Below are 14,818 nucleotides of genomic sequence, written 5' to 3'. Positions count from 1 at the left end.
GATGCGCCCGGCCCGGCTGCTTTTCGGCCTGTGCCTGGGCGCGCTGCTGTGCCTGCCGGTGGCCGCCGCGCCCCGGCCGGACGGCGGCAAGCCGCTGGTCAGCATCGTCATCGACGACCTCGGGCAGAACCTGGCGCGCGACCGCCAGGTGCTCGACATCTCCCCCGCCATCGCCCTGGCGATCATCCCCGATACACCCCACGCCGCCGAATTGGCGCGCGAGGCGCACCAGCGCGGGCGCACCGTGATGCTGCACATGCCGATGGACCCGGCCGGCGGTGGTTACGCCTGGACCCCGGAACTGACCCAGGAAGAGCGCGCGCGCCGTCTCGACGCCGCGCTGGCGAAGGTGCCCTACGTGCAGGGTGTGAACAACCATGAAGGCAGCCGCATGACCGCCGACCGCCCGGCCATGGCCTGGCTGGCTGCTGAGCTGCAGCGCCGCCACCTGTTCCTGCTCGACAGCCGCACCAGCGCCGCCACCGTGGCTGCTGCCGAGGCACAGAAGATCGGCCTCGCCAGCCTGTCGCGGGACGTTTTCCTCGACGACGATCCGAGCGAAGCGGCGGTGATGGAGCAGATGCAGCGCGGCCTGAAACTGGCGCGCAAGCAGGGCACGGTGGTGATGATCGGCCACCCGAAGCCGGCGACCCTGGCGGTGCTCAAGCGCGTGCTGCCGACCCTGAAGGCCCAGGGCTACGAGCTGGTGCAGCCGTCGCTGATGATCGCCGAGCGCGGCAACCGCGCCATGGCGGGGCATGGGCAGAACGGGATTTACCGCTAGACGCGGGCTTTTCGTAGGAGCGAAGGGGACGCCTAGTTCTTGCTCGCGAACAGCCCCGGCACCGGAGTTTCCGAAAGCGGTTCGCGAGCAAGCTCGCTCCTACCAAGAGCAGTCAGGCCTGGGCGCCCGGACTGCAGGCCTACAGATAGTTATTGGTCGCCTGCTCGATGAAGCCATCGGCGCGCATTTCGTCCAGCGCCTTCTGCAGCTTCGCCACCACCTCGTCCGGAGTGTCCTTGTTGATCGCCAGGTACAGCTGCGCCTCGTTGAAGCGCAACACGGTCTGCAGGCCGGACACGCCTTCCTGCTTGGCCAGGTAGCGACCCACCGGGTCGGTGGTGGCCCACAGGTCGATCTCGCCGGTGGTCAGCTTCTTCACGTTTTCCTGGTCACGCAGCGCGTTGAGCACCGGGATGCCCTGGCTCTCCAGGTTCTGGCTGACGGCGTCGTTCTTGTAGGCGCCGAGCTTGTACTTGGCGGCGTCCTTGAGGTCCTTAACCTTGATCGAGCTGCCCGGCGGCGCGAGCAGGACCCAGTGGGTCTTGGCGATCGGCCCGACCCACTTGAACAGCGGCACGCGCTCAGGGGTGTAGGTGGTGGAGAATAGCCCGTAGTCGGGCTTGTCGAGGGCCAGCTTGTACAGGCGATCCCAGGGGAAACGCAGGCTCAGGCTGTACTGGATGCCGGCGCGCTTGAACATCTCGCGGACGATGTCGGCGCTGATGCCGTCGATACCATCGTCACGGGCGAAGTTCTTGTCATCCACCGCCATGTTGAACGGCGGGAAGTTCTCGGTGAGCAGCACCATCTTGTAATCGGCGGGCAACTCGGCGCGGGCCGTGGCGGCCCCCAGCAACAGACCCAGGGTAAGGGTCTTGATCAGGACTTTCAGCATGGTCATACCGCTCGCTTGGTTATCGTTATTGGGCTTGCGGCATCCCTGCAGGGGGGACGGAATACTTCGCTCGTCTGCCTTCCGTGGCAAAACCGGCGCCGAGGGATGTCGGCGCCAAACACGAACGCCGGCGAGTGGCCGGCCTTCGGGTGTTACAGGTAACTGTTGAGCACGTCGTCGACGAAGCCTTCGGCGCGCATCTTGTCCAGCGCCGACTGCAGCTTCTGCACCACGGCATCCGGAGTCTCGCGGTTCAGCGCGAGGAACAACTGGTCGCTGTTGAAGCGCAGCACGGTCTTCAGACCGGTGACGCCCACCTGCTTGGCCAGGTAGCGGCCCGCCGGGTCACCGCTGGCCCAGAGGTCGATCTGACCGTCGCGCAGCTTGGCGGCATTCTCCTGGTCACGCAGCGCCAGCACCGGCTCGAAGCCGTGCTCGCCGAGGTATTGGGCCATGGCATCGCCCTTGTAGGCGCCGACGCGGTATTTCTTCGCTTCATCCAGGTTATTGAGGGCGATAGGGCTGTCGGCCTTGGCCAGCAGGACCCAGTCGTCCGGACCGATCGGGCCGACCCATTTGAACTGGCTCTCGCGCTCGGGCAGGCGCGCGGTGACGAACACGCCGTAGCCGGGCTTCTCCAGCGCCAGCTTGTAGATGCGATCCCAGGGGAAGCGCAGGGTCAGGCTGTACTGCACGCCGGCACGCTTGAACATCTCCTTGACGATATCCACGGCGATGCCGTCGATGCTGTCTTCCTGGGCGAAGTTCTTGCCGTTGATGGCCATGTTGTAGGGAGGGAAGTTCTCGGTGAGCAGCACCACGCTGTAGTCCGAAGAATCCGTTTCAGCCCTTGCCGCACTGGCCAGAAGCAGGCCGCAGCCTAGCCATGCGAGCAGAATGCGCTTCAGCATCGAGATATTTCCTGCGTATGACATTTCTGAGAAGGCGCAGAGCTTACTCGGAGAATTGACGTCAATAAACCCTATGAATATGGCGATGGGACATAGATACGCCAGTATCCCGATCCAAAAACGCCAGTACCTTGACCAGGATGCGCCATAACCTTGACCGAAGCCTTGAGCTAGCAAGCTTCATGCGCATAAAGGGAATGCGGCCACCGGACGCAGGGGAAGGACGGCCCACGAGAGAGCCATCGGGCCGGGAGAACCCCGGCCCGGAAGGGATCAGCGCACGACGATACCGCGACTGGCCAGGTAGGCCTTGGCCTCCGGCACGCTGTACTCGCCGAAGTGGAAGATGCTCGCCGCAAGAACCGCGTCGGCCTTGCCCTCGATGATGCCGGCGGCCAGGTGCTCCAGGTTGCCGACGCCGCCGGAGGCGATCACCGGCACGCCCACGGCCTCGCTGATGGCGCGGGTCACGCCCAGGTCGTAGCCGCTCTTCACGCCGTCCTGGTCCATGCTGGTCAGCAGGATTTCACCGGCGCCCAGGCCTTCCATCTTCTTCGCCCATTCAACCGCGTCCAGCCCGGTGGGCTTGCGCCCGCCGTGGGTGAAGATTTCCCAGCGCGGCGCCTCGCCCGGCGCCGAGACCTTCTTCGCGTCGATGGCGACCACGATGCACTGTGAGCCGAAGCGCGCGGCGGCTTCGCCGACGAACTCCGGGGTGAACACCGCCGCGGTGTTGATCGAGACCTTGTCCGCACCGGCGTTGAGCAGGTTGCGAATGTCCTGCACCGTCCTGACGCCGCCGCCCACGGTCAGCGGGATGAACACCTGGCTGGCCATGCGCTCGACGGTATGCAGGGTGGTATCGCGGCCATCGACGCTGGCGGTGATGTCGAGGAAGGTGATCTCGTCCGCACCCTGCTCGTCGTAGCGACGGGCGATTTCCACCGGGTCACCGGCGTCGCGGATGTTCTCGAACTTGACGCCCTTCACCACGCGGCCGTTGTCCACGTCGAGGCAGGGAATGATGCGTTTAGCCAGTGCCATAGCAATGCTCTCGTAGGATGGGTGGAGCGCAGCGATGCCCATGCTGCCGGACCACCCCAGGTCCTCAGTGCCGGGCCATGCCGTTTCGCGGCACGCCCGGCCTGCGTTCAGGTCAGCCTTTGAAGCTGTCGCACAGTGCCTGTGCTTCGGCGACGTCGAGGGTGCCTTCGTAGATCGCGCGGCCGGTGATGGCGCCGACGATGCCCGGCGTACGGGCGTCCAGCAGCTTCTGGATATCACCCAGGTTGTGGATGCCGCCCGAAGCGATCACCGGAATACGCGTGGCGTTGGCCAGGGCAGCGGTGGCTTCGACGTTGCAGCCCTGCATCATGCCGTCCTTGGCGATGTCGGTGTAGACGATCGCCGAGACGCCATCGGCCTCGAAACGCTTGGCCAGGTCGATGACCTGTACCGAGCTCACTTCCGCCCAGCCGTCGGTGGCGACGAAGCCGTCTTTCGCGTCGAGGCCGACGATCACCTTGCCGGGGAAGGCCTTACAGGCTTCGGCGACGAACTCCGGCTGCTTGACCGCCTTGGTGCCGATGATCACGTAGCTGACGCCGGCGCGGACGTAGTGCTCGATGGTTTCCAGCGAGCGGATGCCGCCGCCGATCTGGATCGGCAGGTTCGGGTAGCGCTTGGCGATCGCGGTAACCACTTCACCGTTGACCGGCTTGCCTTCGAAGGCGCCGTTCAGGTCCACCAGGTGCAGACGGCGGCAACCGCCCTCCACCCACTTGGCGGCCATGGACACCGGGTCGTCGGAGAAGACCGTAGCGTCTTCCATCAGGCCCTGGCGCAGGCGCACGCAGGCGCCGTCTTTCAGATCGATTGCGGGGATGATCAGCATGGGTTGAACCTGCTCGAATCCAAAGATGAATGGGGTCGGGTCAGCTCTTCTCGAGCGCCCACAAGTCGCTTTCGATGCTCTCGAACCGGTCTTTCAGGTGAGACTGCACGTCGAAGATCGCCTTGTTGTAGAACAGCGGGCCGAACTCGCGCAGGAAGAAGTCCAGCGCCTCTTCGGCCTCGAAGGAACCGACGTCCAGCTCGAAGCGATCTTCGAGAAAACGCTGGATCGCCCGCGCCGCGCTCTGGCGCTGGGCGCCGTCGAGCTCGAGGATCGCCGGCTTGTCCTTCTGGCGGGCCATGGCTTACCAGCGCCCGTCCCAGGCGGCGAAGTTCTGCAGCAGCTGCAGGCCATGGGTATGGCTCTTCTCCGGGTGGAACTGCACGGCGAAGCGCGAACCATCGGCCAGCGCGGCGGCGAAATCGACGCCGTAATGGCCGCGACCGACCACCTGGCGCGGGTTGCCAGCCTGGATGTAATAGCTGTGCACGAAGTAGAAACGCGCGCGGTCGGGGATGTCGTGCCACAGCGGGTGATCCACGCTCTGTGCCACTTCGTTCCAGCCCATGTGCGGCACCTTCAGGTGCTCGCCGTCCTCGTGCAGGTCCTTGCCGAAGAAGCGCACCTGGCCGGGGAACAGGCCGATGCAATCGACACCGTCGTTTTCCTCGCTACGCTCCAGCAGCGCCTGCATGCCGACGCAGATGCCGAGGAACGGACGGTCCTGGCTGACTTCGCGCACCAGGCTGTCGAAGCCCAGGCGCTTGATCTCGGCCATGCAATCGCGGATCGCGCCGACGCCGGGGAACACCACGCGGTCCGCCTCACGGATCACGTTGGCGTCGCTGGTCACCAGCACGCGACCGGCGCCCACGCGCTCAAGCGCCTTGGACACCGAGTGCAGGTTGCCCATGCCGTAGTCGATGACGGCTACCGTCTGCATTACAGGCACCCTTTGGTGGACGGCATCTGGCCGGCCATGCGCTCATCCAGCTCGATGGCCATGCGCAGCGCGCGGCCGAAGGCCTTGAACACCGTCTCGATCTGGTGGTGGGTGTTGTGCCCGCGCAGGTTGTCGATGTGCAGGGTGACGTTGGCGTGGTTGACGAAGCCCTGGAAGAACTCCATGAACAGGTCGACATCGAAGCCACCGACGCTAGCGCGGGTGAACGGCACGTGCATCTGCAGGCCGGGGCGGCCGGAGAAGTCGATGACCACGCGCGACAACGCCTCGTCCAGCGGCACGTAGGCATGGCCGTAGCGGCGGATGCCTTTCTTGTCGCCGATGGCCTTGGCGAAGGCCTGGCCGAGGGTGATGCCGATGTCTTCGACGGTATGGTGATCGTCGATATGCAGGTCGCCCTTGCATTCGATGTCCAGGTCGATCAGGCCGTGGCGGGCGATCTGGTCCATCATGTGCTCGAGGAAGGGAACCCCGGTATCGAAGCGGGCCTTGCCCGTTCCATCCAGGTCGATGGAAACCTTGATCTGGGTTTCCAGGGTGTCGCGCGCGACGGATGCCTTGCGTTCGGCCATCACCAGCTCCACAGCTAACACTGCACGTAATTATAAGAAGGGGCGGCATTATAGGCGCGCCGGGCGCTGCGCGGCTATGGGCGGTGGTCGGCGCTGGCCGATAGTCCTACACTGCGCGGCTCGCCTTCCGAGGATTGCCCATGCCCGTCGTCGTCCAGCACCTGACCCAGCCCAGCGACCAGGACCGCCAGGACCTGCTGAAGATCTACGCCGACGCGCCACAATGGCTGCTGGCGCCCTTCGCCGATGCCGATGCACTGGTCACCCGCGGGCTTGCCGAGCGCCGGCTGTTCACCGGGCGCTTCAACGACCGCCTGCTGGGCGCTGCGTGGATCGAGCGAGACGACGACACCTGGCGGCTTTCCCGCCTGTGCGTGCGCCAGGTTACCCGCAACCGTGGCGTCGCCCGGCGCCTGCTGGAAGAAGCCCAGCGCCTGGCCGTCCTGCAGGGTGCCGCGCTGCGCCTGAGCGCTCCGCAAGATCAACCCGAAGCCGCGCGCTTCGCCGAGCACCTGGGCCTGACACTGCTGCCAGCCTGACCCGCCATCACCGGGGAACCGCGCCGCAAGTCCCCGTTCAAACCCCGCAATACCTGCGCCTGCCTTTCCGGGCTGGGGCGCCGCTGCGTCATTGGTATACTTTCCCGCTATTCCACCCGCCGCCTGAACAAGGACCCGTCCATGAAAGCGTTCGGCAAAATCATCGGCATCATTGCCCTGGTCCTGCTGCTGCTCATCGTCGCCGCCGGCTTCGTGCTGAGCCATTTCTTCGATCCGAATGACTACAAGGACGAGATCCGCCAGCTCGCCCGGGACAAGGCCAACCTCGAACTGAACCTCAAGGGCGACATTGGCTGGAGCCTGTTCCCCTGGCTAGGCCTGGAACTGCATGACACCAGCGTGGCGAGCCTGCAGACACCGGACAAGCCGTTCGCCGACGCGCAGCTGCTGGCCATGTCCGTACGCGTGCTGCCCCTGCTGCGTAAAGAAGTGCAGATGAGCGACATCCGCGTCGAAGGCCTGACCCTTTCCCTGAACAAGGACAAGAACGGCGTCGGCAACTGGGAAAGCATCGGCAAGCCCGCCCAGCCGGCCGCCGGCACCCCGCCCGCCGCACAACCGGCGCCCGCGCCGAGCGAGCCGACGAAGCCCGCCGCTGGCGAAGGCCACCAGGCGATGAAGCTGGACATCGACAGCCTGAGCGTGAAGAACGCCCGCATCGATTACGCCGATGCCCAGAGCGGCAAGAACTACAGCGTGGAGGGCATCGAGCTGACCACCGGCGCCATCCGCGAAGGCAGCAACATCCCGCTCAAGCTCAGCGCCTACCTGGGCACCAACCAGCCGGTGATCCGCGCGCGCACCGAACTGACCGGCAACCTGCGCTTCGACCGCGCGCTCAAGCGCTACCAGCTCGAAGACGCCAAGCTCTCCGGCGAAGTCTCCGGCGATCCGTTCCAGGGCAAGACCGCCAACTACAGCGCCCAGGGCCAGCTGGTACTCGACCAGGCCGCCCAGGTCGCCGAGTGGAACGGCCTGAAGGTCACCGTCAACCAGCTGCGCGCCCTGGGTGAGCTGAAGGCCCGCGAGCTGGATAAAGAGCCCAAGTTCGATGGCGGCTTGTCGCTGGCACCCTTCAACCTGCGCGAATTCCTCGAAGGCATCGGCCAGACCCTGCCGGAAATGGCCGACACCACCACCCTCACCAAGCTGGAGCTGGCCACTCGCATCAGCGGTACTCGCAACAGCCTGGCCCTGAACGACATCAACCTGAAGCTGGACGACAGCGCCTTCAGCGGCAATCTCGGCATCGCCGACTTCAGCAAGCAGGCGATCCGCGCCCAACTGTCCGGCGACAAGCTGAACCTCGACCGCTACCTGCCGGCCAAGGTCAAGAAAGCCCAGGACTCCACCAACAGCGCGCGCAAGGCCGAAGTCGACGCCACCGCGCAGAACGCCGTCAAGGGCGACACCCCGCTGCCCAGCCAGCCGACTCAGCAAGCCTGGAGCGACGCCCCGCTGCTGCCCATCGCTCGCCTGCGCGCACTGGACCTCGACGCCGGCCTGAACCTCGGCCGGCTGACCCTGGACAAGCTGCCCATCGACAACGCCGTGCTCAAGCTGCGCGGCCAGGGCGGCCTGCTCAACCTCGACGACCTGCGCGGCGAGCTCTACGACGGCAAGTTCAACGCCACCGCCACCCTCGACGTGCGCCAGGACGTACCGACCCTGCAGGCGAAGAAGCACATCGCCGACGTACCGGTGGAGCGCCTGCTCGAATCCCAGGGCCAGAAGCCGCCGGTAAAGGGCCTGCTCGACCTCGACGCCGACATCACCACCCAGGGCAACAGTCAAAAGGCCTGGATCGACAACCTCAACGGCACCGCGCACTTCGTCCTGACCCAGGGCGTGTTGCTCAATGCCAACCTTGAACAGCAGCTGTGCCAGGGCATCGCCACGCTCAACCGCAAGTCGCTGACTGGCGAGCATGGCGGCAAGGACACTCCGTTCCGCGAGCTGCAGGGCAACCTGGTGTTCCGCAATGGCGTAGCCAGCAACCCGGACCTCAAGGCCAGCATTCCCGGCCTGACCGTCAAGGCCGACGGCGACCTCGACCTGCGCGTGCTGGGTATGGACTACCGCGTCGGCGTCACCATCGAAGGCGACAAGAGCGACATGCCCGACCCCGCCTGCGAAGTGAACAAGCGCTATGTCGGCATCGAATGGCCGCTGCGCTGCCGCGGCCCGCTGGAACTGGGCGCCAAGGCCTGCCGCCTGGACAAGGACGGCATCGGCAAGATCGCCGCACGGTTGGCCGGGGACCGACTGAACCAGAAACTCGAAGAGAAGCTCGGCGACAAGGTCAGTCCCGAACTCAAAGACGCACTCAAAGGGCTGTTCAAGAAGTGACCCCGCAAAGCTTCAATCAGGCCGTGCTCGACTGGTTCGACACGCACGGCCGCCATGACCTGCCCTGGCAGCAGAACATCACGCCCTACCGGGTGTGGGTCTCGGAAATCATGCTGCAGCAGACGCAGGTCAGCACCGTGATGGGCTACTACGACCGCTTCATGACGGCGCTGCCGACGGTGGCGGACCTGGCCAACGCGCCGGAAGACGAAGTGCTGCACCTGTGGACGGGCCTGGGCTACTACACCCGCGCCCGCAACCTGCACAAGACCGCGAAGACGGTGATGGAACAGCACGGCGGAGAATTCCCCCGCGACGTCGAACAGCTCGCCGAGCTGCCCGGCATCGGCCGCTCCACCGCCGGCGCCATCGCCAGCATCTCCATGGGGCTGCGTGCGCCGATCCTCGACGGCAACGTCAAGCGCGTGCTCGCGCGCTACATCGCCTGCGACGGCTATCCGGGCGAGCCCAAGGTCGCCAGACAGCTGTGGGACGCCGCCGAGCGCTTCACGCCGCAGGAGCGGGTCAACCACTACACCCAGGCGATGATGGACCTGGGCGCCACCCTCTGCACCCGCAGCAAGCCGAGCTGCCTGCTCTGTCCGCTGCGCGAGGGCTGCCGCGCGCACTTTCTCGGCCGCGAGACCGACTTCCCGGTATCCAAGCCGCGCAAGGCGCTGCCGCAGAAACGCACGCTGATGCCGATCCTGGCCAACCGCGAGGGCGACATCCTGCTCTACCGCCGTCCGTCGACCGGACTCTGGGGCGGCCTGTGGAGCTTCCCCGAACTGGACGACCTGGCCGCCCTCGACCCACTGGCCCAGCGCCACGCCCTGCGTCTGGGCGAGCGGCGCGAGCTGCCCGGCCTGACCCATACCTTCAGCCACTTCCAGCTGGCCATCGAGCCCTGGCTGGTGCGCGTCGAGGACGCAGCCCCCGCCGTGGCCGAGGCCGACTGGCTCTGGTATAACCTCGCCACCCCGCCGCGGCTCGGCCTTGCCGCCCCGGTGAAGAAGCTGCTCAAACGAGCCGCCGACGTGTTGAACGCAGGAGAAATGTCATGACCCGACTGGTGATGTGCCGCAAATACAAAGAAGAGCTGCCCGGCCTCGATCGCGCGCCCTATCCCGGAGCCAAGGGCCAGGACATCTACGAGCACGTCTCGAAGAAAGCCTGGGACGAATGGCAGAAGCACCAGACCATGCTGATCAACGAGCGTCGCCTGAACATGATGAATGCCGAGGATCGCAAGTTCCTCACCGCCGAGATGGACAAGTTCCTGTCGGGCGAGGAATACGCGCAGGCCGAGGGCTACGTACCGCCCAGCGCGTAAGCTTCGGTATTATTTGAAAAATTTTTTCGCGGCACGCTTGACACCCCTTCCGAAAACCCTTTTAATGCGCGCCACGTTGCCCAGGTAGCTCAGTTGGTAGAGCAGGGGATTGAAAATCCCCGTGTCGGCGGTTCGATTCCGTCCCTGGGCACCAAGCCTTCCGAAAAGCCCCTGAAATCGCGAGATTTCAGGGGCTTTTTCATTCCGCTCCGCACAAGTCACTCCTCCGCCCCGGAACATTCCCGCGTTTCGTATCGAATGTTTGCCGAACCTCAGTGTCTACTGGCACATAGCACATCGATCTTTCAGAATCATGACCATCCGGACGATTTTCACCCTGTAGTGAGATACCCTCCGGGATTCGATGTTTCGTAGCGGAGTCACTGTGCGCAAACTCATAAGCTGGTGGAATTCCCGGGGCAACCTGGTTTCCCTGTCTGCCCTCTTCCTGCTGGTGCCGCTGATCGGCCGCTACAGCATTGGCTGGGGCTCCCCGCTGGGCTACCTGTCGGACCTCGCGCTCGGCACCCTGCTGGTCGTCGCAGTGCACAACCGTCGACTGTTCATCGCCATTCCGGTCATGCTGGTGTGGGCCCTGTCGGTGATCGGCACCGCCGAACTGGTCAGCGCCGTGGGCCGCATGCCTGCGCCGGAAGACCTGCACTTCCTCGCCGACCCGACCTTCGTCGCCAACTCCACCGAGGGCGGCGGACTCAACCACCTGCACCTGGCAATCCTGATCGGCGCCGGCATCCTGCTCTGCGCGCTGCTCTGGCGCCGCCGCGAAAAGCCGCTGCCGCGCTACGCCTATGCCGTACCGGCCGCACTGCTGGCCGCCCACGCTGGCGTACAGTACTTCCAGCCCAGCGACGCGGAGATGTGGAAGCAGTTCAACCTGCCGCACCAGTTGGTCTCCCGCGCCGTCACCAGCGGCGAGATGGCCTACCAGGACTGGCGCGACCGCGACCAACCGGAGGTCCGCCCGGACGTCACCGGCCTGACCCAGCACGACCTCAATGGCACTTCGCTGCTGGCCGGCCGCGGCCAGGCGAAGAACGTACTGATCATCGCCATGGAGGGTATCCCTGGTGCCTACGTCGCCACCAACCGCGCCGCCCTGAGCAGCAGCTACGAAGAATCGATGATGCCGCGCCTGAGCACCTGGGCCGAGCGCGCCATGACCACTCCGGACTACGTGGTGCACAGCCACCAGACCATCCGCGGTCTCTACGCCATGCTCTGCGGCGACTACAGCAAGCTGGACAACGGCACACCCAAGGGCGTCGAACTGCTGGGCAACCCGACCCGCGCCGCCGAATGCCTGCCGGCACAGATGCACCAGGCCGGCTTCAGCACCCACTTCCTGCAGGGCGCCGGGCTGCGCTTCATGGCCAAGGACAAGGTCATGCCGGCCATGGGCTTCGACAAGACCCTGGGCCGCGACTGGTTCAAGAAGAAACCCTACCTGGAATTCGCCTGGGGCATGGACGACAAGGCCTTCTTCGAGGGCGCGCTGGACTATGTCGGCCAACTGCGCCAGAAGAAGCAGCCGTGGATGCTCACCCTGCTCACCGTCGGCACACACCAGCCGTATTCGGCCACCCCGGAATACCTGGCCAAGTACCCGACCCCGCGCCAGGCCGCGGTCGCCTACCTGGATGACGCCGTCGATGCCTTCCTCAAGGGCCTGGAAGAGAAAGGCGTGCTCAAGGACACCCTGGTGATCGTCACCTCCGACGAATCCCACGGCATCGACAACGTGCGCCTTGCCTCGGCCTGGGGCCTGAACCTGATTCTTGCACCGGAACAGGCCGCGCTGCCGCCAGTGAAGGCCGGCGTCTACGGCCACGTCGATCTGGAATCCTCGGTGCTCGACTACTTCGCCATCAAGGCGCCACAGGATATCGCCGGCCGCTCGCTATTCCGCGAATACGCCAACGGCCGCGAGATGGTGACCTTCACCAACGGCATGCAGCGTTATCACGACGGCAAGGGCAACTTCACCGAGTGCGACTTCCAGCAGGTCTGCCGGCGCTACAAGAGTGACGGTTTCATCGCCGACACCGCCAAGTTCGAAGGCCGCTTCAGTGGCCGCGACGCCCGCCTGATGACTGCCCGAGCAGACATCCTCGACCAGTCGGTGACCAAGGCGCAGTCGGCTCGCGAATACCAGTTCGCGACCAAGGAACGGATCCGCCTGAAGCCACAGATCGACAACGAGTACACCGACAACCTGATCGGCGCGCAGTACCTGGAGTTTCCGGCCAACACCCACACCACGGTGCGCCTGAAGATCCGCGCGATCCAGATGGACGCCAATGGGGCGAAAGTGACGCTCAAGACGCGCTCCTTCGAGAAGCCCGTGCCCATCGAGATGCCGGACTTCCCGCTGGTGAAACGCAACCAGCCGCTGGAAGTGAGCTTCGGCTTCGACAACGAGGAAGCCCGCAAGGCCTTCTCCTTCCACCTGCTCGCCGAAGGCAAGGGCGTCATCGAGATCACCGATTTCCACGTGCTGACCCAGCCGCGCAAATCGACGATCAACGCCACCGAGGCTGGCGGTACCGGTCTGGCCGACGCCAAGCCATTGCCGATCCCGCGCCTTTCCGGGCACCCGAACCTGATGGCCAGCCAGCCACCGGAATCCCAGGACGACATAACCCCTGCAGAGGCGATCGAAGATCCGAACCCGCAACTGCGGCAGATGATGCAGTGATACCAACCGGCGGCCCCAGGGCCGCCGGACTTTTATCGGCCGGTCTAAACTGGCACTATCCCGCCCCCGCGCCACCACCTGATGCCCTCATCCGGCGCGGCTAGTTCAGCCCAGGCGACAACGCCGAGCGGCAATGCGACAACTTGCCACTACAGCCGACGACCGCGGCAGATGGGCGCTTGGCGCACTCCGGAGTGCGTGTTAGGTTGCCCCTCGCCAGGATGGCCCCGATTCTGCAGTGACCTGCTGCGAAAGCGTCCGAATAACAATAGAGGAGCCCCCTATGGCCACGGCCATACCCGCACTGGAAATCCGTAACCTGCACAAGCGTTACGGTGACCTGGAAGTGCTCAAAGGCATTTCCCTGACCGCCCGCGACGGCGATGTGATTTCCATTCTCGGCTCCTCCGGTTCCGGTAAATCCACGTTCCTGCGCTGCATCAACCTGCTGGAGAACCCGCACCAGGGCCAGATCCTGGTCGCCGGTGAAGAGCTCAAGCTGAAGAAGACCAAGGACGGCTCGCTGGTTGCCTCGGACAACAAGCAGATCAACCGTCTGCGCAGCGAACTGGGCTTCGTCTTCCAGAACTTCAACCTCTGGCCGCACATGAGCATCCTCGACAACATCATCGAGGCGCCGCGTCGTGTGCTGGGCAAGACCAAGGCCGAGGCTACCGAGATCGCCGAGGCCCTGCTGGCCAAGGTCGGCATCTCCGACAAGCGCCATAGCTTCCCCGCGCAGCTTTCCGGTGGCCAGCAGCAGCGCGCCGCCATCGCCCGCACGCTGGCGATGCAGCCCAAGGTCATCCTCTTCGACGAGCCGACGTCAGCACTGGACCCGGAAATGGTCCAGGAAGTGCTTAACGTTATCCGCGCGCTCGCCGATGAGGGTCGCACCATGCTGCTGGTGACCCATGAAATGAACTTTGCCCGCCAGGTATCCAGTGAGGTGGTGTTCCTCCACCAGGGCCTGGTAGAAGAGCAGGGACCGCCGCAGCAGGTATTTGACAACCCGCAATCGGCACGCTGTAAACAATTCATGTCCAGCCACCGCTAACGGAGCATTACTGCATGAACAACTATAAGAAGATCGTTCTGGCTATCGCGGCCACCTTCGCCCTGGGGAGCCAGGCCATCGCCGCGGACAAACTGCGCATCGGTACCGAAGGCGCCTACCCGCCCTTCAACGGCATCGACGCCAGCGGCCAGGTCGTCGGTTTCGATATCGAGATTGGCAAGGCGCTGTGCGCCAAGATGAAGACCGAGTGCGACGTCGTCACCTCCGACTGGGACGGCATCATCCCGGCGCTGAACGCCAAGAAGTTCGACTTCATCGTCGCTTCCATGTCGATCACCGACGAGCGCAAGCAGGCCGTTGACTTCACCAACGCCTACTACACCAACAAGCTGCAGTTCGTGGCGCCGAAGTCGACCGACTTCAAGACCGACAAGGGCTACCTCAAGGGCAAGGTGATCGGTGCGCAGCGCGCGACCATCGCCGGCACCTGGCTTGAGGACAACATGGCCGACACCGTCACCATCAAGTTGTACGACACTCAGGAAAACGCCTACCTCGACCTGTCCTCGGGCCGCCTCGACGGCGTGCTGGCCGACAAGTTCGTGCAGTACGACTGGCTGAAGAGCGACGCCGGCAAGGACTTCGAGTTCAAGGGCGAGCCGGTGTTCGACAACGACAAGATCGGCATCGCCGTGCGCAAGGGCGACCCGCTGCGTGACAAGCTGAACGCCGCTCTGAAGGAAATCGTCGACGACGGTACCTACAAGAAGATCAACGACAAGTACTTCCCCTTCAGCATCTACTGATGCATGTGCCGCGCCG

Annotated in this window: 15 protein-coding genes and 1 tRNA gene; 9 read left to right on the top strand and 7 right to left on the bottom strand. The window is 64.7% G+C overall.

All coding sequences use genetic code 11. The features are described from left to right. Position 1: 1 nt before the first annotated feature. Positions 2-784 carry a divergent polysaccharide deacetylase family protein gene (locus IB273_RS23550; protein WP_192225148.1) on the top strand — a complete coding sequence of 261 codons (783 nt, stop codon included), beginning with the start codon at positions 2-4 and terminating at the stop codon, positions 782-784. A 139-nt stretch (positions 785-923) separates the two neighbouring features. Here the strand turns inward: IB273_RS23550 and IB273_RS23545 are convergent, their stop codons facing one another. From IB273_RS23545 to hisB, 7 genes are all read right to left on the bottom strand, one after another. Further along, positions 924-1,679 (bottom strand): substrate-binding periplasmic protein, encoded by a 756-nt coding sequence (locus IB273_RS23545; RefSeq protein ID WP_054910504.1) that lies wholly within the window; start codon positions 1,677-1,679, stop codon positions 924-926. Between the two features lie 152 nt (positions 1,680-1,831). Next, positions 1,832-2,587 (bottom strand): substrate-binding periplasmic protein, encoded by a 756-nt coding sequence (locus IB273_RS23540; protein ID WP_405307450.1) that lies wholly within the window; start codon positions 2,585-2,587, stop codon positions 1,832-1,834. A 276-nt stretch (positions 2,588-2,863) separates the two neighbouring features. Beyond that, positions 2,864-3,634 carry an imidazole glycerol phosphate synthase subunit HisF gene (gene hisF / locus IB273_RS23535; protein ID WP_081515340.1) on the bottom strand — a complete coding sequence of 257 codons (771 nt, stop codon included), beginning with the start codon at positions 3,632-3,634 and terminating at the stop codon, positions 2,864-2,866. 112 nt (positions 3,635-3,746) lie between these two features. Further along, a complete protein-coding gene (gene hisA, locus IB273_RS23530) occupies positions 3,747-4,484 on the bottom strand; it encodes a 1-(5-phosphoribosyl)-5-[(5-phosphoribosylamino)methylideneamino]imidazole-4-carboxamide isomerase (protein WP_054910490.1) in 738 nt (245 codons plus the stop codon). 40 nt (positions 4,485-4,524) lie between these two features. After that, positions 4,525-4,785, bottom strand: a complete 261-nt coding sequence (locus IB273_RS23525) for a DUF2164 domain-containing protein (protein WP_045215778.1) — start codon at positions 4,783-4,785, stop codon at positions 4,525-4,527. Positions 4,786-4,788: 3 nt separating this feature from the next. Beyond that, positions 4,789-5,427, bottom strand: a complete 639-nt coding sequence (hisH, locus tag IB273_RS23520; protein ID WP_081515338.1) for an imidazole glycerol phosphate synthase subunit HisH — start codon at positions 5,425-5,427, stop codon at positions 4,789-4,791. Then, positions 5,427-6,020 (bottom strand): imidazoleglycerol-phosphate dehydratase HisB, encoded by a 594-nt coding sequence (hisB, locus tag IB273_RS23515; protein ID WP_015479330.1) that lies wholly within the window; start codon positions 6,018-6,020, stop codon positions 5,427-5,429. Before hisB ends, hisH begins: the two co-directional genes overlap by 1 nt. A 140-nt stretch (positions 6,021-6,160) precedes the next feature. Between hisB and panM the strand changes: the two genes are divergently transcribed. The 8 genes from panM (at position 6,161) to IB273_RS23475 (ending at position 14,802) form a co-directional block, all read left to right on the top strand. After that, the gene (gene panM, locus IB273_RS23510) at positions 6,161-6,559 is read left to right on the top strand and encodes an aspartate 1-decarboxylase autocleavage activator PanM (RefSeq protein ID WP_192225147.1); all 399 of its coding nucleotides are present in this window, start codon (positions 6,161-6,163) and stop codon (positions 6,557-6,559) included. Between the two features lie 141 nt (positions 6,560-6,700). Next, positions 6,701-8,929 (top strand): AsmA family protein, encoded by a 2,229-nt coding sequence (locus IB273_RS23505; RefSeq protein ID WP_192225146.1) that lies wholly within the window; start codon positions 6,701-6,703, stop codon positions 8,927-8,929. Beyond that, the gene (gene mutY, locus IB273_RS23500) at positions 8,926-9,993 is read left to right on the top strand and encodes an A/G-specific adenine glycosylase (protein WP_192225145.1); all 1,068 of its coding nucleotides are present in this window, start codon (positions 8,926-8,928) and stop codon (positions 9,991-9,993) included. Before IB273_RS23505 ends, mutY begins: the two co-directional genes overlap by 4 nt. After that, positions 9,990-10,262: an oxidative damage protection protein gene (locus IB273_RS23495; RefSeq protein WP_015479334.1), complete on the top strand. Its 273-nt coding sequence runs from the start codon at positions 9,990-9,992 to the stop codon at positions 10,260-10,262. The genes mutY and IB273_RS23495 overlap by 4 nt, the downstream gene beginning before the upstream one ends. A 78-nt stretch (positions 10,263-10,340) precedes the next feature. Next, a tRNA-Phe gene (locus tag IB273_RS23490) sits at positions 10,341-10,416 on the top strand. A gap of 231 nt (positions 10,417-10,647) precedes the next feature. After that, positions 10,648-12,978: an LTA synthase family protein gene (locus tag IB273_RS23485; RefSeq protein ID WP_192225144.1), complete on the top strand. Its 2,331-nt coding sequence runs from the start codon at positions 10,648-10,650 to the stop codon at positions 12,976-12,978. Positions 12,979-13,261: 283 nt separating this feature from the next. Next, positions 13,262-14,035, top strand: coding sequence for an ABC transporter ATP-binding protein (locus IB273_RS23480; protein WP_045215765.1), 774 nt, complete (start codon positions 13,262-13,264; stop codon positions 14,033-14,035). A gap of 14 nt (positions 14,036-14,049) precedes the next feature. Further along, the gene (locus IB273_RS23475) at positions 14,050-14,802 is read left to right on the top strand and encodes an ABC transporter substrate-binding protein (protein ID WP_081515332.1); all 753 of its coding nucleotides are present in this window, start codon (positions 14,050-14,052) and stop codon (positions 14,800-14,802) included. Positions 14,803-14,818: the final 16 nt, after the last annotated feature.

Origin of the sequence: Pseudomonas sp. PDM19, assembly GCF_014852215.1 — a bacterium.
Taxonomy (GTDB): Bacteria; Pseudomonadota; Gammaproteobacteria; order Pseudomonadales; family Pseudomonadaceae; genus Pseudomonas.
The sequence above is the reverse complement of the archived record's forward strand: the minus strand, read 5'-3'. Positions and strand labels throughout refer to the sequence as shown.

Bases quoted from the DNA above. Each gene is read 5' to 3' on its own strand.
- IB273_RS23550 (WP_192225148.1), top strand. From the start codon at position 2: ATGCGCCCGGCCCGGCTGCTTTTCGGCCTGTGCCTGGGCGCGCTGCTG.
- IB273_RS23545 (WP_054910504.1), bottom strand. From the start codon at position 1,679: ATGCTGAAAGTCCTGATCAAGACCCTTACCCTGGGTCTGTTGCTGGGG.
- hisF (WP_081515340.1), bottom strand. From the start codon at position 3,634: ATGGCACTGGCTAAACGCATCATTCCCTGCCTCGACGTGGACAACGGC.
- hisA (WP_054910490.1), bottom strand. From the start codon at position 4,484: ATGCTGATCATCCCCGCAATCGATCTGAAAGACGGCGCCTGCGTGCGC.
- IB273_RS23525 (WP_045215778.1), bottom strand. From the start codon at position 4,785: ATGGCCCGCCAGAAGGACAAGCCGGCGATCCTCGAGCTCGACGGCGCC.
- hisH (WP_081515338.1), bottom strand. From the start codon at position 5,427: ATGCAGACGGTAGCCGTCATCGACTACGGCATGGGCAACCTGCACTCG.
- hisB (WP_015479330.1), bottom strand. From the start codon at position 6,020: ATGGCCGAACGCAAGGCATCCGTCGCGCGCGACACCCTGGAAACCCAG.
- panM (WP_192225147.1), top strand. From the start codon at position 6,161: ATGCCCGTCGTCGTCCAGCACCTGACCCAGCCCAGCGACCAGGACCGC.
- IB273_RS23505 (WP_192225146.1), top strand. From the start codon at position 6,701: ATGAAAGCGTTCGGCAAAATCATCGGCATCATTGCCCTGGTCCTGCTG.
- IB273_RS23495 (WP_015479334.1), top strand. From the start codon at position 9,990: ATGACCCGACTGGTGATGTGCCGCAAATACAAAGAAGAGCTGCCCGGC.
- IB273_RS23480 (WP_045215765.1), top strand. From the start codon at position 13,262: ATGGCCACGGCCATACCCGCACTGGAAATCCGTAACCTGCACAAGCGT.
- IB273_RS23475 (WP_081515332.1), top strand. From the start codon at position 14,050: ATGAACAACTATAAGAAGATCGTTCTGGCTATCGCGGCCACCTTCGCC.